The organism is Paractinoplanes deccanensis (genome assembly GCF_016862115.1).
Taxonomy (GTDB): domain Bacteria; phylum Actinomycetota; class Actinomycetes; order Mycobacteriales; family Micromonosporaceae; genus Actinoplanes; species Actinoplanes deccanensis.
Genome location: NZ_BOMI01000064.1, coordinates 61,413 through 81,974, shown reverse-complemented (window position 1 = coordinate 81,974; position 20,562 = coordinate 61,413). Strand labels below are relative to the sequence as shown.

Genomic DNA, 20,562 nt, shown 5'->3' with positions numbered 1-20,562 from the left:
CCGGGCCGCTACCTGCTCAACCGCCGGTAGCTTCGCACCGCCAACGGCGCGAAGACCGCGATCAGCGCGAGCGGCCAGAGGACCGCGAGCAGGATCGGGTGCTCCGCCGGCCACGAGTCGCCGCCGACGCCGGGATTGCCGAAGAGCTCGCGGCAGGCCGCCACGGTCGCCGACAGCGGGTTCCAGGCGCTCACCGCGCCCAGCCAGTCCGGCATCAGCTCCGGCGCCACGAAGACGTTGGAGAGCGCGGTCAGCGGGAACGCCAGCGGAAAGACGATCAGCGAGACCGTGTCCGGGTTGGGCACGACCGTGCCGAGGTAGACACCGACGCAGGTCAGGGCCAGCCGCAGCAGCAGGAGCAGGCCCACGGCGGCGAGCGCGAGACCGGCACCGCGGTGCCACTGCCAGCCGACGAGCAGGCCGCAGACGACCAGCACGGCCATCTCCAGCCCCGCCCGGACCAGATCGGCCGCGGCGCGCCCGGTCATCAGCGCGGACCGGGCGGTCGGCATCGACCGGAACCGGTCGACCACGCCCTTGCCGATGTCCGTGGAGATCGCGATGGCGGTGGCGCCCAGACCGTACAACTGCGTCATGCCGAAGACGCCGGGCAGCAGGAACTCGCGGTAGGCGGTGCCCGACACGGCCATGCCGGACCCGAACACGTAGCCGAAGACCAGCACGAACATGATCGGCAAGGTGAAGAAGATGACGATCTGCTCCGGCGCCCGCACCACGTGGCGCAGGTAGCGGCCCGTCATCACCAGTCCGTCGCTCATCGCTCGCCTCCCGTCAGGCGCAGGAACGCCTCGTCCAAGGTGGGCCGCCGGATCCCGATGTCGTCGACCGCGATGGCGGCCGCCTCCAGCGCCCGCAGCGCCCCGGTCAGCGCGGCCACCCGGTCGGTGACCGGCACCCGCACACGCCGCGTGTCCACGTCGGTCTCCGTGGCCCCGAGCAGCGCGGCGGCCGCGACGAGCTGCCCGGCGTCGTGCACCACCACTTCGAGCCGGTCCGCGCCGAGCGCCGCCTTGAGCTCGTCCGGGGTGCCCTCGGCGACGACCCGGCCGGCGTCCATCACGCTGATCCGGTCGGCGAGCTGATCGGCCTCGTCCAGGTACTGCGTGGTGAGCAGCACGGTGGTCCCCTCGGCCACGAGCTTGCGGACGGCACCCCACACCCGGGTACGGCTGGCCGGGTCGAGCCCGGTCGTCGGCTCGTCGAGGAAAAGCACGCTCGGCCGCTGAACGAGGCTCGCCGCGAGATCGAGCCGCCGCCGCATGCCGCCCGAGTACTCGGCGGCGGACCGGTCGGCGGCCGCCATCAGCCCGAACTCGTCGAGCAATTCCTCGGCACGCCTGGTCGCCTCCCGCCGGGGCAGATGACGCAGACGGCCGAACATGACCAGGTTCTGCCGCCCGCTCAGCACCTCGTCCACGGCGGCGTACTGCCCGGTCAGCGAGATCCGCGCCCGCACCGCGGCGGGCTCCCGGGCGATGTCGGCGCCGGCCACCGTGGCCCGGCCCCCGTCGAAGCGCAGCAGGGTCGACAGGACGCGAACGGCGGTGGTCTTGCCGGCCCCGTTCGGCCCGAGAAGGCCGCAGACGGTGCCCGCGGGCACCTCCAGGTGGAAGCCGTCGAGGGCCCGCTTGTCGCGGTACGTCTTGAGTAGCCCGTGGGCCACGATGGCGTGGTCTGTCATGCCGTCGAGCGTCGCGGGAGGCGTTGACGGACGGCGCACGGGGCGCTGACGGCCCCTGCCGGCGCGTCGTCAGGCCGTGGGAAACAGGTCACAACGCTGGGCGGCGGATACCCCCGGGGGTATGGTGAAGCGCGAAGGGTGGGGGTGGCGCGCGTGGAGATGAGCGCAGTTCAGTTGAAGGACGCTTTGACGCGGCTCAAGCGGGCTCAGGGTCAGCTCGGTGCGGTGATCGCGATGATCGAGGACGGTGCGGACTGCCGGCGGGTTCTCACTCAGCTGGCGGCGGTGTCCAGTGCCGTCGACCGGGCCGGTTTCAAAATCATCTCTACCGGCATGCGTGAGTGTCAGGCGGCTCGCGGGCGCGGGGAGGAGCCGCCGATGAGCGAGGAAGAGCTCGAGAAGCTGTTCATGTCCTTCTCCTGACCGTCCCGGCCCTGCGGCGCAACCTTGGCCGCACTCTGTTTGTCGCATACCCCCGGGGGTATGTGCCGAAAGCTTCGGAGGAGCAACGATGAGCGAGCTGAAGGTCGAGGTCGTGCAGACCTCGTCGCTGGGGGATCGCAGCTACCTGGCCCATGACGGGCAGAGCGCCGTCGTGATCGATCCGCAACGCGACATCGACCGTGTCCTGGCGCTGGCCGGCGGTCTCGGTGTCCGCATCACCCACGTCGCCGAGACGCACCTGCACAACGACTACGTCTCCGGCGGCCTGGCGCTGGCGAGACTCACCGGCGCGACCTACCTGGTGGCCGCCGCGGACGAGGTCGGCTTCGCGCGGCAGCCGGTGACCGACGGCGACGAGATCAGCGTGTCGGCGCTCCTGCGGCTGCGGGTGCTGGCCACCCCGGGGCACACGTTCCACCACGTGTCGTACGTGCTGGAAGGCACCGGCGGGCCGGTCGGGGTGTTCACCGGCGGGTCGCTGCTGTTCGGCACCACCGGCCGCACCGACCTGCTCGGCGAAGAGCACGCCCACACGCTCGCCGAACACCAGCACGCCTCCGTACGGCGGCTTGCCGACCTGCTGCCCGACGGCGCGGAGGTGTGGCCCACCCACGGGTTCGGCAGTTTCTGCTCCGCCACCCAGTCCGACGCGCCGGAGTCGACCATCGGGCGGGAACGCACCGCGAACCCGGCGCTGCGGCTGGAGACCGGTGACTTCGTCGCCCGGACCCTCGCGGGCCTCGACGCCTACCCGGCCTACTACGCGCACATGGGCGCCCGCAACAGCGCCGGCGCCGACCTGATCGACCTCACCCCGATCACCGCCGCCGACGCCGCTGAGCTCGCCGAGCGGATCGCCTCCGGCGAGTGGGTCGTCGATCTGCGCTCGCGCAAGGCGTTCGCGCACCGGCATCTGACCGGCACCTTGAGTTTCGGCCTCGACGGGCCGATGTCGACCTGGCTCGGCTGGATGGCCCCCTGGGGCGCCCCGATCACCCTGCTCGGCGACAGCGCACACCAGATCGCCGACGCCCAGCGGGAGCTCGCGCGCATCGGCATCGACCGGCCCGCCGCCGCGGCCACCGGTGATCCCGAGGAATGGGCCGGCGGCGACGACACCCGCCTCGCCCACCTGGACACGGCCACGTTCGCCGACCTCGCCGCCGCCCGCGCCGGCGCCGCGCCGCACGGCCTGCCCGGCGTCGACGTGCTCCTCGACGTGCGCATGAGCAACGAGTGGACCACCGGCCACATCGACGGAGCGGTCCACATCCCCCTGCCCGACCTGCCTCACCGCCTCGGCGACGTGCCCGCCGGCACGGTGTGGGTGCACTGCGGCTCCGGCTACCGCGCCGCGGCCGCCACCAGCCTGCTGCAACGCGCCGGGCGAAGGGTCGTGCACATCGACGACAGCTACACCACCGCCGCCGACGCCGGCCTGACCATCGTCACCGGAAGCTGAATCTCAGGAGAATCGCACCCCATGACCGCCGCGATCGGGTTCGGTGCCCTCATCGGCGTCCTGCTCGGCCTGCTCGGTGGCGGCGGATCCATACTTGCCGTCCCGGCCCTCGTCTACGGAGCCGGCCTGCCGCCGGCCGCCGCGATTCCCACGTCACTGCTGGTGGTCGGCATCTCGTCGGGCACCGCCCTGCTTCCCCGCCTGCGGCAGGGCCTGGTGCGCCGGCGGATCGCGGCCGTCGTGGGCGGCACCGGCGCGGCCGCAGCGTTCGCCGGCGCCGCGGTCAACCGGCTGCTCGACCCGTGGCTGGTGCTCCTCGGTTTCGCCGCGGTCATGGTGGCCGCCGGGCTGCGCATGCTGCGCGACACCGACGACAGCGGCGGCGACTGCGCCCTGCCCGGCGGCGGCGTCAACTGGCGCGGCTGCCTGCCGAAGTCCGTCGCGGCCGGCCTCGGCGTCGGGTTCCTCACCGGCCTGTTCGGCGTCGGCGGGGGCTTCCTCATCATTCCCGCCCTCGTGCTGCTGCTCGGCCTGCCCATGCCGGCGGCGGTCGCCACCTCGCTGGTCATCATCGTGGTCAACTGCGCCGCCGGGTTCGCCGCCCACGCCGGCGACGCGGCGGTCGACTATCGGATCGCCGCGGCGTTCACCGCCGCCGCCATCACCGGATCACTGCTGGCGGGACGATTCGCCGGCCGGGTTCCCACCGCACGCCTGCAACGCGCGTTCGCCTACCTGATCTTCGCGGTCGCCCTGGTCGTCGCCACCGAAGCGGTGATCACCGGCTGACCCGGGCCGCCGCGGCGTGTGGCAACAGGGTTAGCCGGCTGTCGCGGCGTGTGGCAACCGGTTCAGCTGGCTGTCGCGGCGTGTGGCAACCGGGTCAGCCGACCGCCGCGGCGTGTGTGGCAACCGAGTCAGCCCGCTGCCGCGGCGCGCGTGGCCGGCGCCGTGGGATTGTCTTCCGGCGGCTACCGGAAGAGCGCCGCGCCGCATGAGTGTGGGCCGTCAGGCGCCCAGAGCGTCGAGACCGGCCCGCGCGTCCGCCATGGCGCGCAGGCCGTCGGGGCCGCCGGCGATCTCGGCGACCTGGCGGTAGCGGCGTTCCGCCTCGGCGGGGTCGCCCGTGGCGGCGGCTATGCGGCCCAGCGTGACCAGGATGGTCATGCGGATGCCGTCGGCGGTGTACCAGCCGGTGGGGCATTCGTGCAGGGCCGTGGTGCACAGCTGGAGCGCGGTGTCGTGGTCGTGCCGGTGCAGGGCCACGCGGCCGAGGCCCAGGTGAGCGGCGGCGAGCAGTTCGGGGGCGCCGCAGGAGCCGGCCAGGCCGGCGGCTCGGTGGAAGTCGGCGGTGGCCGCGTCGAGGTCGCCGGCCAGGAGCAGGGCCTCGGCCCGGCTGCGCAGGAGCTCGGCCTCGTCGATGACGGAGCCGAGCTCGGCGGCGAGGCGCATGGCGGCGGCCATGGGAGGCAGGGCGGCGGCGTGGTCGCCACGCTGGGTGGCCACCTCGGCCAGGCCGGCGTGGGCGAGCATCATGCCCCAGCGGTCGCCGAGCGCACGAAAGCCGGCGAGCGCGGCCGCAAACTCGGCCTCGGCAGCAGCGAGGCCAGCAGCGGAACCGGCGCCGAGACCGGCAGCGAGGCCGGCGGCGGGCTCGAAGAGCAGGGTGAGCCAGCCCCCGCCGATGGCGGACAGGGCCTCGCTCCACGGGTCGCCGGTGAGGCGTTCGCGCAGGCGGCGGTGGATGACGGTGACGTGGCCGGTGGCCTCGGGCGGCGGGCCGGCCGTGACGGCCGACAGGTAGAGCAGGAACGGCTGGCGGGGCGGCCCCGACAGCCCCGCCAGGTAGCGCGTGGTCTCGCCGTCGGGTGCCGCGCCGCCGGCCAGGCCCGCGTTGAGGGCGCACAGCACGTACTCCTCGGTCAGGCCCTCTGGTGGCTGGGGGCCGGCCCGGCGCAGCAGTTCGCCGGCCAGGGCGGCTGCCTCGCCGCGGGAGCCGCGCAGCCACCAGTAGAACGTCAGCGCCGAGACGAGCCGCAGGGCGGTCGTGGTGGAGCCGCCGCGCAGGGCCGCGTGCAGGTTGTCGCGGTCGGCGTCGAGCCGGGCCAGCCAGGTCAGCTGGTCGGCGCCGCGCAGGTGGGCGTCGGCGGTCTCGGCGAGCGACAGGAAGTAGCCGGCGTGCGCCTGGGCCAGGCCGGGGTCGGGGCCCTGCTCGGCGCAGAAGACGCGGATGGTCTCGAGCATGCGGTAGCGGTCGCCGTCGCGTTCCACCAGGGACTTCGCGACCAGGTCGTGGAGCACGTCGAGCGTGGCGGGGCCGAGGCCGCAGACGTGCTCGGCGGCGTCGAGCGTCCAGCCGCCGCGGAAGACGGCGAGGCGGCGGGCCAGCAGCCGTTCCTGGCCGGTGAGCAGGTCCCAGCTCCAGGCGACCACCGCGCGCAGGGTGCGGTGGCGTTCGGCGGCGGTGCGGCTGCCGCGGGACAGCACGGCGAAGCGGTCCTCGACGCGCCGGGCCAGCTCGGCGGCGGGCAGCACGGTGAGGCGCGCGGCGGCCAGTTCGAGCGCGAGCGGCAGGCCGTCGAGCGTGCGGCAGATGCTTCGCGCGGCCTCCTCGTCGGCGGGGGTGAGCGGCGAGCCCGCGTCGGCGGCGCGGTCGGCGAACAGGCGGCCGGCGGCGTCCGGTGGCAGGCCGGAGACCGGGCACAGCACCTCGCCGGTCAGGCCCAGCGGCTCGCGGCTGGTGGCCAGCACGCGCACGCCGGGGCAGCTCGCGAGCAGGCGTGCGGCCAGGGCCGCGACCGCGTCGATGACGTGTTCGCAGTTGTCGAGCACGAGCAGCAGGTCGCGGGCGGCCAGCGCGGCGAGCAGCCGGTCCGGTGGCGCCGCCGTACCGCGTTCGCGCAGGCCCGTGTCGCGCACGCCGAGCGCGTCGGTGATGGCGCCGGCCACGTCGCCGGTCGCGGCCAGCTCCACGAAGCAGACGTCGCCGGGGTGGCGGCCGGCGGCCTCGACGGCCAGGCGGGTCTTGCCGGCGCCGCCCGGCCCGAGCAGGGTGACCAGGCGGGCCCGGCCGAGCGCCTCACCGACGGCGCCCAGTTCCTCGCCGCGCCCGACAAAGCTGGTGAGCTGGGCCGGCAGCCCGTGCCGCGGGTTTGGCCGCAGGACCGCCAGGTGTGCGGCTCGCAGCGTCGCCGACGGGTCCGTGCCGAGCTCCTCGGCCAAGACATGACGAGCTTTCTCGTACGCCGTGAGCGCCTCGGCGGGGCGGCCGGCTCGCGCGAGCACGCGTATGAGCAGCGCCCAGGCCCGTTCGCGCAACGGATCGGCGGCGACCAGCTCGCGCAGCTCCCGCTCGTCGTCCGGCCCCGGATCGGCCTCGGCCCGGTCCTCCAGGGCCTGCCGGCGCAGCTCGGTGAGACGGTCGGCGGCGACGGCGGCGAACGCTGACCCCCGTACATCTGCCAGGGCCTCACCCCGCCACAGGCCCAGCGCCGCACGCAGCAGCTCGGCGGCCCGCTGGTGGTCGCCCTCGGTCAGCGCGCGGCGTCCCTCGGCGGCGAGGCGCTCGAAGCGGTGAGCGTCCACCTCGTCCGGGTCGACGGCGAGCCGGTAGCCGGCGCCGTCGTACTCCACCGGCAGGTCCTGGCGCAGGCGCGAGACGTGGGACTGCACCGCGTTGACGGCGCCGGCGGGCGGCTCGTCGCCGTACAGCCCGTCGATCAGCCGCTCGACCGGAACCGCGCGGCCGGCGTCGAGCAGCAGCATGGCGAGCAGGGCGCGCAACCGGGGGCCGCCCGTCCGCACCGGCGTCCCGTCGTCGCGCTCGGCCCTGGTGGGGCCGAGGATCCCGTACCGCATGCGGTCCATTGTCGTCACGGGGGACAATCCGCAGGCCGCCGGGCGGCGCCGGCGGGGAATCTCTAAGGTGGTCGGCATGCCTGCCAAGCTGAATGCCGACAAGGCGCGCTCCGCGTTGCGGACCTGCGCCCTGCTGTCGGCGCAGACGTTGCTCGTGCTGGCGGCGTCGTACGTCGCGCTGTGGCTGCTCGGCAAGGCCTGGTCGGTGATCTGGCCGGTCGTCGTGGCGCTGCTGCTGACCACGCTCACCTGGCCCGTCACGCGGCTGCTGCGCACCCGGCTCAGGTTCCCGCCCGCGCTGGCCGCCGCCGTGGTGACGGTGCTGTTCCTGGCCGTGGCCGCGGGCATCATCGTGCTGATCGCGGTGCCGGTGGCCGGTCAGTCCGGCGAGCTCGCCGACGGGGTGGTCGACGGCATCCAGCGGCTGCGCGACTGGGCGTCGGGCCCGCCGCTCAACATCGGCGACGATGACATCACGCAGGCCTTCGACGCGGCGATCGCCCAGATCCAGAGCCGCGCCGGCAGCATCGTGAACGTCACCCTCGGCACCGTCACCACGGTGGTCAACGGCGTGATCACCACGGTGCTGGCGCTCTTCCTGATGTTCTTCTTCCTCAAGGACGGGCCGAAGTTCCTGCCGTGGCTCTCCCGGCAGCTGCCGGGCCGGCTCTCCACCGACATCCCGACGGTCGCGCAGCGCGGCTGGGACACGCTGGGTGCCTTCGTACGCTCGCAGGCGTTCGTCGGCCTGCTCGACGCGATCTTCATCGGGCTGGGCCTGTGGGCGGTCGGGGTGCCGCTCGTGCTGCCGCTGGCGGTGCTCACCTTTGTGTCGGCGTTCGTGCCGATCGTCGGCGCGGTCTTCGCCGGCTTCGTCGCGGTGCTGATCGCGCTGGTGTCCAACGGCCTGACCGACGCGCTGATCGTGCTCGCGATCATCCTGGCCGTCCAGCAGCTCGAGGGAAATGTCTTCCAGCCGATCGTGCAGAGCCGGGGGCTGGGCCTGCACGCGGCGGTGATCCTGCTGGTGGTGACGCTGGGCAGCAGCCTCGCGGGCATCGTCGGCAGCCTGCTGGCCGTACCGGTGGCGGCGGTCATCGCGGTGATCTGGAACTACATCCGCGAGCAGCTGAGCGACGAGCTGCCGCCACCCACCGTCGAGCCGCCGCCGGACCCGGAGCCGACCGAGGCGGTGTGACGGGCCGGGGTGCGCCGCCGGTGCGGCGGCACACCCCGGGCACCGATCAGGTGGCGGAGCAGCTGACGGCCGGGACGCTGTTCGTGCCCGACCACGAGCCGAGGAAGCCGAAGGTGGTGCTGGCGCCCGCGGCGAGGCTGCCGTTGTAGCCGGCGTTGCGGGCCGTCACGGCCGAGCCGTTGCTGGTCACGGTGGCGTTCCAGGCCTGGGTGACGGTCTGGCCGTTGGCGTACGTCCAGGTCACGGCCCAGCTCTTCACGGCCGCGCTGCCGGCGGTCACCTTGACCTCACCCTGGAACCCGTTCTGCCACTGGCCGGTGACGGCGTACGTGGCCGAGCAGCTGCCGGTGGGCGGGGTCGTCGGTGGCGTGGTCGGCGGGGTCGTCGGTGGCGTCGTGGGCGGGGTCGTGCCGCCGAAGATCGTGGCCTCCTTGGCGGTGGCCTTGAGCCCGTTCGGGCCGTTGACGATGCGCTGGCCCCAGGTGGTGAGCTGGCTCGCGTCGAAGTTGGTGGTCATGTCGAGGATCGGGTCGGTGTTGCCCGACCACGACCAGCCCAGGTAGCCCAGGTTGCGGCGCACGGCCTCGGCCAGCACGGTCTGGTCGTTCACCTCGCCGCTCGCGAACTGCCAGCCGAACTCGCCGATCACCAGGGGCCACCCGCGGCTCTCGAACGTGTCGAGGTAGCTGGTGATCGCCGACGGCTGGTTGAAGACGGCGTACATGTGGATCGACAGGACGGTGTTCTTGCGCGTGTCCGCGTCGAGCACGGTCTGCGCGTTGTCGCGCATGACGTACGTCCAGTCCTGGCCCCAGTTGGGCGCGTCGACCATGAGCAGGTGCTCGAAGCCGTTGGCGCGCATCTTCTGGATCGCGGCGACGGTGGCCGCCGTCCACTGGCCGGGGTTCGTGTTGCCGATCGGCTCGTTGCCGATGTTGATGACGACGTAGTTCTCCTGCCCGGTCAGCGCGGACTTGATGCTGATCCAGTAATCGACGGCCTGATCCAGGCTGTACGCGGCCGCGTCCTCCCCGTAGCCGGTGGTGTCGTGGTTCTCGAGCACGCAGATCAGCCGGTTCGCCTTGCACAGCGCGATCACGTTGGCGACGTCGGCGGCCGTGTTCGTGGTCCACCGGCCGCCGCTGAGCACCACCCGTACGGTGTTGGCGCCCGCGGCCTTGATGTCGGCGATCGAGTTGGTGCGGCTCGCGTACCAGGCGTGGGGGTGATTGACGCCCCGCATGACGAACGTCTGGCCGTTGGCCTCGACGATGTTGCGGCCCACGATGTGCAGCCCGGTCGCGGCGTGCGCCGGCGCGACGAAGAACAGCACGGACACGACGGCAGCCACCAGCGCGGCGGCGATTCTCTTCATGACCTACCTCTGAAGGGAAGAGCGCGCCCACTCAGTGCTTGTCAGCACCGCGCTTGTGCGAACACCGTAATGCGTCCGCCCATCCATCGCAATCAATCGATGTATCGGGCGGCCAGCTCCCGGTGAAGGGCGGCCGCCGCGGCGACCTTGTCCGGCGTCACCACGCTGCCCGGCACGGCGCCGAGCCGCTCGATCTGCTCGGCCAGCTCCAGATGCTGCCGATGGGCGAACCCGCGGCACGGCGCACAGGTGACCCGGTCGGGCTCGGTGGACGTCGACACCAGCGGCACCTCGAGCCCGCACCCGGTCGTCACCGTCGCCGGCACGTCCGCCGCCAGCCCGAACGTGGCAGCCATCATGTCCCGGACGACCACATCGCTGTGATTCTTCCGGTCGACATGGATGTCCATGTCTCCTCTGTAGCACGACCGGCTGAGAAGGACCCGGCGCCGATCCCATTTACCCTATTCGCAGACCACGCCGTCTTTGTCCCGGTCGCGGTACCAGAAATACTCCGGATCCTCGCCCCTGTAGTACGGGCCGTGGCCGGCGGCGATCGCCTTCGCGCAGGTGGCGTACCGGGGATCCACTTCTGCCGCCGCTTCCTCGTCGTCGGCCGTGGGCATGGGCTTCGTCGTGGTGGTCGGCTTCGGGCTCGGCGTGGCCGACCGGGTGGGCGCGGCCGACGACGGCCGCACCGCAGACGCGGACGGGCTGATCGAGGCCGTCGCGGTCACCACCGGTTGCACCCCGACCGGAGCCGGCGACCCCGGCTGCGCACCGGAAACGGCTGCGGCGGAGGCCGACGCCGCCGGCGCTGCGCTCTCGTCGTCCTCGGTGAGCGCGCCAACGGTGATCACGCCCGCGCAGACGACCAGTACGCCCGCGAGGATCTTCAGGTCGCGCCGCTTGCGCCGCGCCTCCTCTTCCCGCCGCCGCGCCTCCTCTTCCCGCTTCCGCGCCCTCTTCTCCGCCACCAGCCCCAGCACGTCCCATCGCGACATCCCCGCAGTGTCCCCGACAAGATCAACTTCAGCGATGGGCCGAACGGCCCGCCGATCCAGGTGTTCGTCCACCGGCACCCGCGACACGGCCCGGATCTGGACCGCCCAGCGTCACTTGACTGGCTGGCGCTCCTTCAGTAAACGACGTGCGGCGAGCCGGGCACCGGCCGTACGGGATAGCCCCAGCGCTCCAGCGCCTGCCGAACCTCGACCACCCCGGGCCGGATTGGCCGAGTGAATGTAGACGATCCCGATGTCGAACGGCTCGCCGTCGAAGGCGGCTCGCTCCAACAACTCCACGACCGGCCAGATCGTGTCCTCGTCACCAAGGTCGTGGTCGAGCCTCGGGGCGGCGCGCGCAGCTGTCGAAGACGATGACGGAGAGGCAGCCGCGGTTTGTGGACATGGCGGCACGAAGGAGCATCATCATCACGTTTTGGAGCGAACGGTACGCGACAGGTGAGGTGTGCTTTGAGGGCTCCATGGCGACGCTCTCCGCGCGGGGTTGCGCGCTTGGCGCCTTCGTAGCCGCAGTGGCCCGCACCGTGGGGGCAGGGCCTGGCAACTGAAGCGGGGGTTACGGTGGGTTGTTGGCAATCCGAGGATGAGGCTGCAGATGATCAATGCGCAGGAGTTCGCACGACGGTTGAGCACTATCGGAGCGGGCGCGTTCACCAGCGACGACGTCGTGGACCTGGCGACCGACGCCGACGTACGCATCAGCGCCGACCTCGAGATCGATGCCACACTGGCGCAGCGGTTGCTCGACCACCTCTCGCCCAAGGTGCCGGTCACCGGAGCGCAGATCACAGCGTCGCAATGGCCGCCACCCCAGTCTTCCCGGCCCGCGGCACCTTCGGTGTCGTTCTCCAGCCCTGGTGCCGTCGACGGCCCAGCTGATCAGCCGGGCCGATCCCGCGGCTCTGGGCCTGCACGTGGCGGTCGGCGCCCCGGCTCAAGAAAAGCCGGCAGATGAAGCTGCTGCCCCATGTTCCAACAGTTCGTAATGCTGGGATGGCAATGCGATAGCGACGCCGAACGGCCGGCACCGGGCGTGCAGGTCGCTCGGGCCGGCTGCGACTCGGGCGGACCCGGCCGTCATCATCGCGCGTCCCGGCGCACCGGCCGTGCCGCTTGCCGCAGTCGTCGACTACGACCCGTGCTGCGAGAACAACTCTTGCCGCCCTCGTCGACTGAACTTCGTCGTCCTGAGCCATCCCCCGCTCTGTGCGCCGGGGAAGGCTCGACGCACGATGACCCAGCCGGCACGCGAATCGCGGCTAGAAGAGTGCGCTCATGGCGCATTGGGCAGAACGGTGCCGGGAGTCCTCTACGACGCAGGACGGGCCTCGTCACCGGGCGGGTGCAGGTATGTGTACGTCGCGATCAGACCCTCCCGCGTCCTCGGTCCGGCCCTCAGTTGCAAGACCTCGATGGCTGCCTGTTCATTAGCATCCGGCAGTGCTAACAGATCTTCCATGAACGAAACTTCCATGACGTTGCGTGTGTCGGGGTCTTCGCTGGCATACAGAACTTCGATGGCGGCGAGGAAATCTGTGACGCCGCGGGCGTTCCCTGCCACCACCGCGTCGACGAACCAGCGGCGGAGATCGGCAATGAGCAGATGCGGCAGAACTTCGTCGTTGTCGTTCACATGCTCCTCGAGGATCGGCCCCGTTCCGGCAACGCTCGCCACCAGCCGCCGCATTGCTGCCACAGCGACAGGCGACGGAACGTAGTCACTCATGCTCCGACCCTACGCACGGTGCGAGTTCAGAGACGCAGTTTGGCTCACGTGCCGCGGACGCGCACGGACAGCGGCTATGAGAGCGCACGCCCAGAAAGCTCCCGTGCATCGGCGCTGGCTGGCAGCTAACCTGGTGCCGCGCGCCGGGCAAAGGCGGGTGGGAAACTCCGTGCCAGCACTTCTGTGCTGCCGACCGCGAGGTATGAGCCGGTTCGAGTCCGGTAGCCCGGCGCGCGCCTTGTACGCGGCAGATGAGCGCGCACGAACAAAAGCTACAAAATCGTAAACAAGCTGTTCCAATGGGAGATCGCGCAGGAGTGATAGCCTTGCTCTACGCGTTGGTCCGCGCATGGTGTAGAAGGTAGGCATGGTTTACCCCGCGAACGTCGTCTCCGTCCTCATAGCCTCCCCGAGTGATGTCGCTGCCGAACGTGATGCGCTACGCCAGACTTTATGGGAGTTCAACGACGAGCACGCCGCCGCGCTGCAAGTTATTCTTCTGCCTGTGCTTTGGGAAACGCACAGTCGTGCTGATCTAGGCTCCCACCCCCAGGACTTGCTCGACACTCAGATTGTCGATAGTGCCGATATGGTCATCGGTATCTTTTGGACCAAGATTGGTTCGCTACTGCCTGACGGAACTGCGGCAACGGTCCATGAACTCGAACGAGTAGTCAGCGCCGGGAAGCCAGGAGTTCTGTGTTTCTCCAACCAGCCGGTCGTTCCGTCATCTATTGATCCAAAACAATACTCGGCCGTGCAGGACTTCAAGTCCAGGGCGCAGACATGGGGAATCTATCGTGAGTACAGCTCGGTCGAGCAGCTTACCGACCTGATCAAGAGAGATCTCCTTCGTACCGTCCGTGAGCGACTCCACCTGCCGACGCCCGAAAGTCCGCAGAAACCGGCAGAGTTGGTCGCCGATGTCGTCGCCAAGACCAGGAAGGAGCAGCGGCAAAAAGTTGACTCCAAGGGTCGCTTGAAAATTCAGAACTACGAGTATCTCGTATTTGAGAATATCGGCAGTGCGGTTGCCGAAAATGTCGACTTTGACTGGGTGGCACCAGATCCACGGCCGGAAGATTGGCAGCCGGTGTCCATGCCGGAGAAATATTCGATTGAGTATCTTGTTCCGGGTGCCCCTATTGAAATGCCGGTGTGGGCCAGTTTTGGATCTACGTCTCAACACCTCATCCGGATCACCTGGACACAAAAGGGCGGCGCAGACGGCGAGAAGATGCAGACGGTTCGCTTCTAAACCTACGAGTTTGTACTGCATTCCAGCGTTGGCTAGCCAGCGGCGCACCAGCCGACGCATTCTTCTCGGCATGTCCGCGTACGCGAGATCGATCCAGCGATGAGGCGGACGTTCGTCCGCCAGCGATGGGATAGGTCGGTTACCGGACGAGGCCAGCCGGCCGGGGCGATCCCCGGGCTGGCAGGCCTCGAGCGTTCAGGTGCCAGAGGCCATGTAGGCAGCGAGGATGTAGTTGGGGTGCCGGTCGAGGTTCTTGTGGGCCCGGTCGTAGCGCATCGTGGTTTTCGGGTCGGCGTGCCGGGCCGCGATCCGCACGTCACGGAGGCTGACTCCCGCGTCGAGCATGGTCGTGACGAACGTGTGGCGCAGCATGTGCGGGTGCATCCGCGGCATCCGGATCCCGGACGATGCGGACAGCTGCCGCAGCCGCCGAGTCGCGGCGTGCCGATCCATCCGCCGACCGAGCCGGTTGCGCAAGATCGGCCCCTGCCCGCGGCCCGCGGCCCGCGGTGGCATGCTCGATGGCCCGAGCAGCAGGAGGCAGCGGAACCAGCACCGTCTTGTCGCCCTTGCCGCGGATCTTCAGGACACGATGGCCGTGCTCCTCGCCGAGATCAGCGATGTTCGCACCCGCTGGCTTCGAAGATCCGCAGCCCGAGCAGGCCGAGCATCGCGATCAACGCGAAGTCGTCGCGGTTGGCCGACAGCCGTGCGGTCGTGAGCAGGGCCTCGAACTGAAGATGACCGAGCCCGAGCGTCGGTGAGTCGGCCGGCGTGTGGGTCAAAGCTGGTCAATGACGCACACGCGGTAGAAGCCGACCACGACCGACAGTCGGCGAGAGACGGTGGAACGCCGGCAGCGGCGGACGTCCTGCAACCAGCGCACATACCGTTCGATCTCAGCCCGGCCCAGGCACAGCGGGTCAAGTTCTCGACCTGAGCACCAGGTCAAGGACACCTTGAGGTCGGAGCCGGTGTGAACGCGGGACTCACCACGGTACCGGCCCAGGTACGCGGCCGCCGCCGCACGCAGCATGCGCTCGTCAACGGCGAATCCACGCGTGACCGGAAACTGTAGAAGTAGTCATAACTCACGGTGCGTCACCGCCGGCAAGAGCACCAACGCCCTCGACGCGGCAGTTCCCGATGGTGGCCTCGGTGTTTATTCGAGGGGGTTCCCTTCGTCATCATTGGCTCATGTCTGATGCCGCGGTCAGCGTCCGCCGATACGAGCCACACGACCGGGAGGCTGTTGTCTTGCTCGCTCCCCGCTTGGAGTTCGGCGTCGCCCACTGGCGTGACGCCGAAGCTGTCCGCAGAGCCGTTGCGGGATGGATCGACGAATCGCTCGCCAACGCCGACGCCGAGGATCGTGAAGTGTTGGTGGCTCAGGTAGGCGAGGAGGTCGTCGGCGTGGTGACGGTTGCTCAACGCCGGCATTTCACCGGCGAGGTCGACGCCTACGTCGGTGAGCTTGTGGTGCGGGCCGAGCACGAACGGCGTGGCGTGGGCAGCCTCCTGATGCATGCGGCAGAGGCATGGGCTCGCGGTCGCGGGCTTCGGCATCTCACCTTGGAGACCGGCGCGGCGAACGCTCCGGCCCGAGCCTTCTACGCCCGGCGCGGCTATCAAGAAGAGGATGTGCGTCTCACCAAGGCTCTCGGTTGCCCGCCACAAGGATCTCAGGTCGAGTAGGGCAACGCACTCTCGCCTGCAAGCGGATCCGACGACGTGGGCGGACTGCGATGTCGGTCTCCACGGGTGGCGTCTGGCGAGGCGGAGACGGTCAGCGGCCCGGCCTGCGCCCCCAGCCGCCCTCGGGGGCTACGCCCGAGGTGACGGTGGCTGTCTGATGGGCTGATTCGAGGGTGCCTGACTCGGTGAGGCCTCCCACGTCCGCTCCGGAGGCTTTGCCGCCCGAATGAATTTGGTATTCGGTGTCCTTCTTGAGGGTGCGGGACGAGAAGACGATGTTCTCGGCCGGCTTGTGGGTGACGAAGGTGGCCAGGACCTTGCCGCTGGTGTCCGTCACGTGCAGGGTTGTGCCGGCGAGGGCCGGGGTGTCCAGGGTGACCGCCAGCCAGGCCTGGTCCGAGCTCTCGTCGGGGGCGACGGGCATGCTGGCGCTGCCGGCGGCGAAGAGGGTGCCGCCGGACATGGTGAAGGTGCCGTTGACGTCGAGGGCGCCGTTGCCCCGGCCGGAAGGGCCGCTCACGACGACCGTGCCGCCGGTGATGGAGGCGGTGCCGTTCGAGTCGAAGCCGTCGCCCTCGGCGTCGATGATCAGGGTGCCGCCGGTGACCGTGGCGGTGTAGTCGCCCACCTCTTCGCCGCCGGGGGCGCCGAGACCGCCGCCGTCGCCGCCGGCGGCGTTCAGGCCGTCGTCGCTGGAGACGATCGTGGTGGCGCCGCCGGTGACGTCGACGTGGGCGGCCTCGACGCCCTCGACGGACGTGGTGACGGCGGCCTTGCCGGCCGAGACGCGCAGGGTGTTCTCGGCGTGGACGCCGTCGTCGCCGCTTGCCGCGCTCAGCGTGGTGCCGGCCAGGTGGATCGAGCCGTCGCTGTGGACGGCGTCGTCGCTCGCGTCCACGGTGGCGGTGCCCGCCTCCAGCACGGTGACGACGCCGGACTTCAGGCCCTTGGTGGACGGGTCGCCGGCGGGCGCGGTGCCGTGGCCGCCGCCGGCGGTCACCTTCAGGGTGCCGCCGGTCTGCACCAGGTCGGTGGCCGCGTCGGCGCCGTCGCCGCCGGACGTCACCTCGACGGTCCCGCCGGCGACGGCGACGAAACCCGCGCGCGGGTCCGTGTCGTTGTCCGCCTTGAGGCCGTCGCCGCCGGACGTGACCCGGATCGTGCCGTCCCGGACCACCAGGTAGTCCTTGCCGCGCAGGCCGTCGTCCTTCGCCCGCACGGTGATCGTGCCCGACGAGACGAGCAGCCCGTCCTTGGAGGCGATGCCGTCGTTGCCGTTGCCGGTCACGGTCAGCGCGCCGGTGCCGCCGACGGTCAGGTCGCCGGCGCTGAACAGGGCCGCGTTGACGTCGGCGTCCTGCGGGTACGAGGACGCGTCGGCCAGCGTGCTCCTCGTGCCGGCCGGGAGCACCACGTCCAGCCGCGACGCCTCGACGGCGGCGATCGCGGCGGTCGCGGCGCTGGTGATCGTGGCGTTGTCGAGGACCAGCGTGACGGCGGCCTTGGGCGTGTTCACGACGACCTGGCCGTTCAGGGTGCCGGTCAGGCGGTAGGCGCCCGCGGCGGTGATGGTCACCGTGCCGTCCTCGACCTCGACGCCGTCGGGAGGCGAGCCGCCGCCGAGGTCGATCGTCGCCGCCGAACCGGTGTCCGCGGCGGCGGCGTGCACGGGCTCGTTCGCGGCGAGGACCGTGGCGGCGCTGTCGGCCGCCGTCGGGGTGGCGGCGGGCGCCGGGGTGGCGTCGTCGGAGCAGGCGGCGAGCACCGAGGCGAGGGCGGCGGTGCCGACGGCGGCGGCGAGCTTTCTCATGCGGGGCTCTCCGGGGTGAGGTGGCGCCGCAGCACGGGACGCCAGCGGTTGGCGGGCAGGCCCGGCCGCAGGACGGCGAGGCCGGTGGCGTACTTGGAGATCGGGGTGGGCCGGTGCGCGAGCGACCAGAGCAGGCGGTCGACCGGGGAGGTGAGGCGCGGCGACTTCGTCTCCACGACGACGCGGCCCGGGAGCGGGACGGGCTCGGGGGTGCCGGGCAGCGCCCACGTGAGGTCGTGGTCGATGGTGACCCGGCTGGCGCTGCCGGGCACGAAGAGCGTCGTCCGCTCGTACCGGCTGATCAGGGCCGGCCCGAAGGCGCCGCCGGGAACTATGCGGGCGGCGGCGAGCACGCCGGACGCGAGGGTCTGTGCGGCCGGTGTCAGGCGATGGTGCTCACCCTCGTACGGGAAACGGTCCTTGATCGTCACCCCGCGGGGGCCGCGCGTCTTGACCTCGAGGAAGTCCTCGCCGGTGCCGAGATAGCTGCGCACGCGCAGCTTGAAACGGCGCCGGCGGCGGTGCGCGGCGCCGAGATAGCTGTCCAGGCCGGGGGTGTCGAAATACGTCGACCGGTACGGGAAACGACGGCGGCCGCCGATGTCGAGGATCCGGGTGTCCGCCGGCAGCGCGTCGAACAGCTCCGGCAGCGCCGCGGCGGGCAGCACGTATTTGCGCTCGAAGCGCCGGAGCAGCGCGCCGAGCTCGACCAGTTCCTCCAGCGAGATCGTCTTCACGTCGCGGCGGCCACGTAGCGGACCTCGACCAGTGTGGTGTCGTTGACCAGGTCGAGGTGGCGGACGGAGAGGTGCACCACACGCGCGCCGAGCAGAGCCTCCAGGTGTACGCGCAGAGCGGCCTCGTCGGTGTGCGCGGTGTCGAGCTGCACGGTCTGCTGGCGGTGCCGCGGGAACAGCCGCGGGTGGTCGCCGACGAACAGGGTCGCCACGATCAGCGCCATCAGTCCGGCGACCAGGCCGTCCACCCGTCCGGTCAGGCCCGGCAGCAGGCCGAGGGCGAGCGCGGCGAAGTAGTACGCGATCTCGTGCTGGGCGATCTCGTACGAGCGCAGCCGGATGATCGACAGCACGCCGAACAGGCCGAGCCCGAGCCCGACGCCCACCGTCGCCGACTCGAGGATCGTCGCCACGGCGAGCACGCCGACGTTGACCACCAGATAGGCCACGAGCAGGTCACGGCGGTGGTGCCGGGGGAAGTAGATCCCGAACGCCAGCACCGTGATGGCCAGCAGGTCGACAGCGACGGCGAGCAGAAGATTCACAGCGACAAGTAAGCCGGGCGTTCCTGTGCGCCAGCTGTATTCGCTGTCCCTCTTGTGTTCATTCGCCGGACTGCACGAATTAACTTAGGGATGCGTCCTAGAAGGGCGAGGAACATGGCCCACACGAACGGGCGTCGGCGAGGGACACTGGGCCGGGAGGTTGACCCGATGGGAACCAACGACAAGGAACGAGAGTTCGCCGAGATCGTCGAGCGGCTCACCACCGACTATCCGTCGCTGGCCGGCCGGCGGCGCCTGCCCCGCCACGTTCTGATACCCCTCGCGGTCGTGGGTGGACTCGTCTGGGGCCTGCTCTCCATCGCGATGGTGGCCTGGGGCGCGGCCGGCGTCATCCTGACCTGTGCGGTGGTGGCGCTCGTGGGTGGGTACGCCGTCGTCGACGCCTATCGATGGCGCCGCCGCTGACGTGATGCGTTTGCGGTGACCAGGGGCGGGGATCCACGCATCCCCCACGGAGAGGAAGCGTCCTCATGTCCACCGCCCCCACCGCCGGCCGCGTCACGTCCGGCCGATCGCCCGTCCGCACCGCCGCGCTCGTCGTGGCGGCCACCTTCCTGCTGGTCGGCGTGCTCGGGTTCATCCCCGGCGTCACCACGAACTACGACACCATGACCTTCGCCGGGCACCACTCCGACGCCCTGCTGCTCGGCGTCTTCCAGGTGTCGATCCTGCACAACATCGTCCACCTCCTCTTCGGCGCGGCCGGGCTGGCCCTGGCGCGCACGGCCGGCGGCGCACGCGCCTATCTGATCGGCGGCGGCGCCGTCTATCTCGTCCTCTGGCTGTACGGCCTGGTGGTCGGCGACAACACCGCGGCCAACTTCGTGCCGGTCAACACCGCCGACGACTGGCTGCACCTGGGCCTCGGGCTCGGGATGATCGCGCTGGGGTTCCTGACCACCCGCCGTACGGTGGCCTCAGCGCGCTGACAGCAGACGCGTGGCCCGGGGCGGGCCGCCGGCGAGAGCCTGGGCCCGCTCCTCGGCCTGCTGACCGCACCGAGCGCGGACGCGTTCGCCAGCTCAGCCCGGGGATGACGGCCTGCCACGCCGGGCCGGTCAGCGCGGCGATGCGGAGCGACTGCCAAGCGTTCATAGCGGCGTCGATACCCGCGAACCGCCCGTGTATCGGCCGAGATCGCGGGTAGCCAGCGTGCATGACGAACCCGCAGCAGCCGGAGCTTCGGCGCAACGAAGAGTCACCGGCGACCAAGCAGCGCACCCAGGACGCCAAGCCGACCGAACCGCCGCACGGTGGCCCGCACAGCCGCGCGGAGGATCGGCCGGTGCCCGAGGACCAGACGTCGCCGTACGGGCCGTCCTGACGTTTATCGCCCTATGTGCCGGGAATGGGGGTCCCCATGGAACGAGGCAGCAACAAGGTGAGCCCGCGTATCGACGAGCAGCTGGACCAGGAGCTCGGCGGCAACGAGAAGGGCCGCGCCGAGGAGTGGAAGATGGCCGAGCCCTCGGGCGAGGACCAGCCCTCCGTCTCGCCGGTCGCCGGCAGCGACCCGAGCAACGACCTGAGCCGGTTCGGGCGCTACATCGGGCTGTCCGCGCTGCCGGGCGACCGTGAGGCGCTGCGGCAGAGCGCCGAGACACTGGGCGCTCCGGACGACGTGCTCGCGGACATCGACAGCCTGCCGCCGGGCGTCGCCTACGAGAACGTGAGCCAGATCTGGTCGGCCCTGGGCCGCGGCTGAA

General features: G+C 70.9%; 24 protein-coding genes. 11 read left to right on the top strand and 13 right to left on the bottom strand.

What is annotated here, in order from left to right; translation table 11 throughout:
* Positions 1-8: 8 nt before the first annotated feature.
* Positions 9-779 (bottom strand): ABC transporter permease, encoded by a 771-nt coding sequence (locus Ade02nite_RS17060; protein ID WP_239168824.1) that lies wholly within the window; start codon positions 777-779, stop codon positions 9-11.
* On the bottom strand, positions 776-1,702 hold the full coding sequence (locus Ade02nite_RS17055) for an ATP-binding cassette domain-containing protein (RefSeq protein ID WP_203763598.1): 927 nt from the start codon (positions 1,700-1,702) through the stop codon (positions 776-778). The genes Ade02nite_RS17060 and Ade02nite_RS17055 overlap by 4 nt, the downstream gene beginning before the upstream one ends.
* A gap of 159 nt (positions 1,703-1,861) precedes the next feature.
* Between Ade02nite_RS17055 and Ade02nite_RS17050 the strand changes: the two genes are divergently transcribed.
* From Ade02nite_RS17050 to Ade02nite_RS17040, 3 genes are all read left to right on the top strand, one after another.
* On the top strand, positions 1,862-2,125 hold the full coding sequence (locus Ade02nite_RS17050; RefSeq protein ID WP_203763662.1) for a metal-sensitive transcriptional regulator: 264 nt from the start codon (positions 1,862-1,864) through the stop codon (positions 2,123-2,125).
* Positions 2,126-2,213: 88 nt separating this feature from the next.
* Positions 2,214-3,608 (top strand): MBL fold metallo-hydrolase, encoded by a 1,395-nt coding sequence (locus Ade02nite_RS17045; protein WP_203763596.1) that lies wholly within the window; start codon positions 2,214-2,216, stop codon positions 3,606-3,608.
* 21 nt (positions 3,609-3,629) lie between these two features.
* The gene (locus Ade02nite_RS17040) at positions 3,630-4,397 is read left to right on the top strand and encodes a sulfite exporter TauE/SafE family protein (protein WP_203763594.1); all 768 of its coding nucleotides are present in this window, start codon (positions 3,630-3,632) and stop codon (positions 4,395-4,397) included.
* Between the two features lie 219 nt (positions 4,398-4,616).
* Here Ade02nite_RS17040 and Ade02nite_RS17035 read toward each other — a convergent pair whose 3' ends face one another.
* The gene (locus Ade02nite_RS17035; RefSeq protein ID WP_203763592.1) at positions 4,617-7,466 is read right to left on the bottom strand and encodes an AfsR/SARP family transcriptional regulator; all 2,850 of its coding nucleotides are present in this window, start codon (positions 7,464-7,466) and stop codon (positions 4,617-4,619) included.
* A gap of 76 nt (positions 7,467-7,542) precedes the next feature.
* Here Ade02nite_RS17035 and Ade02nite_RS17030 point away from each other — a divergent pair, with 76 nt between their 5' ends.
* Positions 7,543-8,664, top strand: coding sequence for an AI-2E family transporter (locus Ade02nite_RS17030; RefSeq protein WP_203763590.1), 1,122 nt, complete (start codon positions 7,543-7,545; stop codon positions 8,662-8,664).
* Between the two features lie 46 nt (positions 8,665-8,710).
* Here Ade02nite_RS17030 and Ade02nite_RS17025 read toward each other — a convergent pair whose 3' ends face one another.
* The 4 genes from Ade02nite_RS17025 to Ade02nite_RS17010 all read right to left on the bottom strand — a co-directional run bounded on the left by Ade02nite_RS17025 (position 8,711) and on the right by Ade02nite_RS17010 (position 11,343).
* Positions 8,711-10,039, bottom strand: coding sequence for a cellulase family glycosylhydrolase (locus Ade02nite_RS17025; protein ID WP_203763588.1), 1,329 nt, complete (start codon positions 10,037-10,039; stop codon positions 8,711-8,713).
* 92 nt (positions 10,040-10,131) lie between these two features.
* Complete coding sequence (locus Ade02nite_RS17020; protein ID WP_203763585.1) at positions 10,132-10,449, bottom strand: hypothetical protein; 318 nt, start codon at positions 10,447-10,449, stop codon at positions 10,132-10,134.
* Positions 10,450-10,503: 54 nt separating this feature from the next.
* Positions 10,504-11,121 carry an excalibur calcium-binding domain-containing protein gene (locus tag Ade02nite_RS17015; protein WP_203763582.1) on the bottom strand — a complete coding sequence of 206 codons (618 nt, stop codon included), beginning with the start codon at positions 11,119-11,121 and terminating at the stop codon, positions 10,504-10,506.
* Between the two features lie 33 nt (positions 11,122-11,154).
* On the bottom strand, positions 11,155-11,343 hold the full coding sequence (locus tag Ade02nite_RS17010) for a hypothetical protein (protein ID WP_379036289.1): 189 nt from the start codon (positions 11,341-11,343) through the stop codon (positions 11,155-11,157).
* 304 nt (positions 11,344-11,647) lie between these two features.
* On the opposite strand from Ade02nite_RS17010, the gene Ade02nite_RS17005 reads away from it, so the two are divergent.
* Positions 11,648-12,019 (top strand): hypothetical protein, encoded by a 372-nt coding sequence (locus tag Ade02nite_RS17005; protein ID WP_203763579.1) that lies wholly within the window; start codon positions 11,648-11,650, stop codon positions 12,017-12,019.
* A 354-nt stretch (positions 12,020-12,373) separates the two neighbouring features.
* On the opposite strand, the gene Ade02nite_RS17000 is transcribed toward Ade02nite_RS17005, so the two are convergent.
* Complete coding sequence (locus Ade02nite_RS17000) at positions 12,374-12,790, bottom strand: DUF7674 family protein (protein WP_203763576.1); 417 nt, start codon at positions 12,788-12,790, stop codon at positions 12,374-12,376.
* A gap of 367 nt (positions 12,791-13,157) precedes the next feature.
* Between Ade02nite_RS17000 and Ade02nite_RS16995 the strand changes: the two genes are divergently transcribed.
* Positions 13,158-14,048: a DUF4062 domain-containing protein gene (locus tag Ade02nite_RS16995; protein ID WP_203763573.1), complete on the top strand. Its 891-nt coding sequence runs from the start codon at positions 13,158-13,160 to the stop codon at positions 14,046-14,048.
* 195 nt (positions 14,049-14,243) lie between these two features.
* On the opposite strand, the gene Ade02nite_RS16990 is transcribed toward Ade02nite_RS16995, so the two are convergent.
* Both Ade02nite_RS16990 and Ade02nite_RS16985 read right to left on the bottom strand, forming a co-directional pair.
* On the bottom strand, positions 14,244-14,564 hold the full coding sequence (locus Ade02nite_RS16990) for a tyrosine-type recombinase/integrase (RefSeq protein ID WP_275409921.1): 321 nt from the start codon (positions 14,562-14,564) through the stop codon (positions 14,244-14,246).
* Between the two features lie 98 nt (positions 14,565-14,662).
* The gene (locus Ade02nite_RS16985) at positions 14,663-14,833 is read right to left on the bottom strand and encodes a hypothetical protein (RefSeq protein WP_203763569.1); all 171 of its coding nucleotides are present in this window, start codon (positions 14,831-14,833) and stop codon (positions 14,663-14,665) included.
* A 412-nt stretch (positions 14,834-15,245) separates the two neighbouring features.
* On the opposite strand from Ade02nite_RS16985, the gene Ade02nite_RS16980 reads away from it, so the two are divergent.
* Complete coding sequence (locus Ade02nite_RS16980; RefSeq protein WP_203763566.1) at positions 15,246-15,743, top strand: GNAT family N-acetyltransferase; 498 nt, start codon at positions 15,246-15,248, stop codon at positions 15,741-15,743.
* 91 nt (positions 15,744-15,834) lie between these two features.
* Here the strand turns inward: Ade02nite_RS16980 and Ade02nite_RS16975 are convergent, their stop codons facing one another.
* From Ade02nite_RS16975 to Ade02nite_RS16965, 3 genes are read right to left on the bottom strand one after another with little or no spacing between them, the layout of a single operon-like run.
* A complete protein-coding gene (locus Ade02nite_RS16975; protein WP_203763564.1) occupies positions 15,835-17,553 on the bottom strand; it encodes a carbohydrate-binding domain-containing protein in 1,719 nt (572 codons plus the stop codon).
* The gene (locus Ade02nite_RS16970; RefSeq protein ID WP_203763562.1) at positions 17,550-18,290 is read right to left on the bottom strand and encodes a polyphosphate polymerase domain-containing protein; all 741 of its coding nucleotides are present in this window, start codon (positions 18,288-18,290) and stop codon (positions 17,550-17,552) included. Before Ade02nite_RS16970 ends, Ade02nite_RS16975 begins: the two co-directional genes overlap by 4 nt.
* A complete protein-coding gene (locus Ade02nite_RS16965) occupies positions 18,287-18,835 on the bottom strand; it encodes a DUF4956 domain-containing protein (protein ID WP_203763560.1) in 549 nt (182 codons plus the stop codon). The genes Ade02nite_RS16970 and Ade02nite_RS16965 overlap by 4 nt, the downstream gene beginning before the upstream one ends.
* Positions 18,836-19,003: 168 nt before the next feature.
* On the opposite strand from Ade02nite_RS16965, the gene Ade02nite_RS16960 reads away from it, so the two are divergent.
* The 4 genes from Ade02nite_RS16960 (at position 19,004) to Ade02nite_RS16945 (ending at position 20,561) form a co-directional block, all read left to right on the top strand.
* On the top strand, positions 19,004-19,261 hold the full coding sequence (locus Ade02nite_RS16960; protein ID WP_203763558.1) for a hypothetical protein: 258 nt from the start codon (positions 19,004-19,006) through the stop codon (positions 19,259-19,261).
* A gap of 65 nt (positions 19,262-19,326) precedes the next feature.
* The gene (locus Ade02nite_RS16955; protein ID WP_203763555.1) at positions 19,327-19,785 is read left to right on the top strand and encodes a DUF4383 domain-containing protein; all 459 of its coding nucleotides are present in this window, start codon (positions 19,327-19,329) and stop codon (positions 19,783-19,785) included.
* Positions 19,786-20,012: 227 nt separating this feature from the next.
* Positions 20,013-20,180, top strand: a complete 168-nt coding sequence (locus Ade02nite_RS16950) for a hypothetical protein (protein ID WP_203763553.1) — start codon at positions 20,013-20,015, stop codon at positions 20,178-20,180.
* 36 nt (positions 20,181-20,216) lie between these two features.
* Positions 20,217-20,561 (top strand): DUF2795 domain-containing protein, encoded by a 345-nt coding sequence (locus Ade02nite_RS16945; protein WP_203763550.1) that lies wholly within the window; start codon positions 20,217-20,219, stop codon positions 20,559-20,561.
* Position 20,562 lies beyond the last annotated feature (1 nt).

Bases quoted from the DNA above. Each gene is read 5' to 3' on its own strand.
- Ade02nite_RS16955 (WP_203763555.1), top strand. From the start codon at position 19,327: ATGTCCACCGCCCCCACCGCCGGCCGCGTCACGTCCGGCCGATCGCCC.
- Ade02nite_RS17020 (WP_203763585.1), bottom strand. From the start codon at position 10,449: ATGGACATCCATGTCGACCGGAAGAATCACAGCGATGTGGTCGTCCGG.
- Ade02nite_RS16960 (WP_203763558.1), top strand. From the start codon at position 19,004: ATGGGAACCAACGACAAGGAACGAGAGTTCGCCGAGATCGTCGAGCGG.
- Ade02nite_RS16990 (WP_275409921.1), bottom strand. From the start codon at position 14,564: ATGCCACCGCGGGCCGCGGGCCGCGGGCAGGGGCCGATCTTGCGCAAC.
- Ade02nite_RS17060 (WP_239168824.1), bottom strand. From the start codon at position 779: ATGAGCGACGGACTGGTGATGACGGGCCGCTACCTGCGCCACGTGGTG.
- Ade02nite_RS17050 (WP_203763662.1), top strand. From the start codon at position 1,862: ATGAGCGCAGTTCAGTTGAAGGACGCTTTGACGCGGCTCAAGCGGGCT.
- Ade02nite_RS16950 (WP_203763553.1), top strand. From the start codon at position 20,013: ATGACGAACCCGCAGCAGCCGGAGCTTCGGCGCAACGAAGAGTCACCG.
- Ade02nite_RS16980 (WP_203763566.1), top strand. From the start codon at position 15,246: ATGTCTGATGCCGCGGTCAGCGTCCGCCGATACGAGCCACACGACCGG.
- Ade02nite_RS17055 (WP_203763598.1), bottom strand. From the start codon at position 1,702: ATGACAGACCACGCCATCGTGGCCCACGGGCTACTCAAGACGTACCGC.
- Ade02nite_RS17025 (WP_203763588.1), bottom strand. From the start codon at position 10,039: ATGAAGAGAATCGCCGCCGCGCTGGTGGCTGCCGTCGTGTCCGTGCTG.
- Ade02nite_RS17035 (WP_203763592.1), bottom strand. From the start codon at position 7,466: ATGCGGTACGGGATCCTCGGCCCCACCAGGGCCGAGCGCGACGACGGG.
- Ade02nite_RS16995 (WP_203763573.1), top strand. From the start codon at position 13,158: ATGGTTTACCCCGCGAACGTCGTCTCCGTCCTCATAGCCTCCCCGAGT.
- Ade02nite_RS17040 (WP_203763594.1), top strand. From the start codon at position 3,630: ATGACCGCCGCGATCGGGTTCGGTGCCCTCATCGGCGTCCTGCTCGGC.
- Ade02nite_RS17030 (WP_203763590.1), top strand. From the start codon at position 7,543: ATGCCTGCCAAGCTGAATGCCGACAAGGCGCGCTCCGCGTTGCGGACC.
- Ade02nite_RS17005 (WP_203763579.1), top strand. From the start codon at position 11,648: ATGAGGCTGCAGATGATCAATGCGCAGGAGTTCGCACGACGGTTGAGC.
- Ade02nite_RS16945 (WP_203763550.1), top strand. From the start codon at position 20,217: ATGGAACGAGGCAGCAACAAGGTGAGCCCGCGTATCGACGAGCAGCTG.
- Ade02nite_RS16975 (WP_203763564.1), bottom strand. From the start codon at position 17,553: ATGAGAAAGCTCGCCGCCGCCGTCGGCACCGCCGCCCTCGCCTCGGTG.
- Ade02nite_RS17045 (WP_203763596.1), top strand. From the start codon at position 2,214: ATGAGCGAGCTGAAGGTCGAGGTCGTGCAGACCTCGTCGCTGGGGGAT.
- Ade02nite_RS17000 (WP_203763576.1), bottom strand. From the start codon at position 12,790: ATGAGTGACTACGTTCCGTCGCCTGTCGCTGTGGCAGCAATGCGGCGG.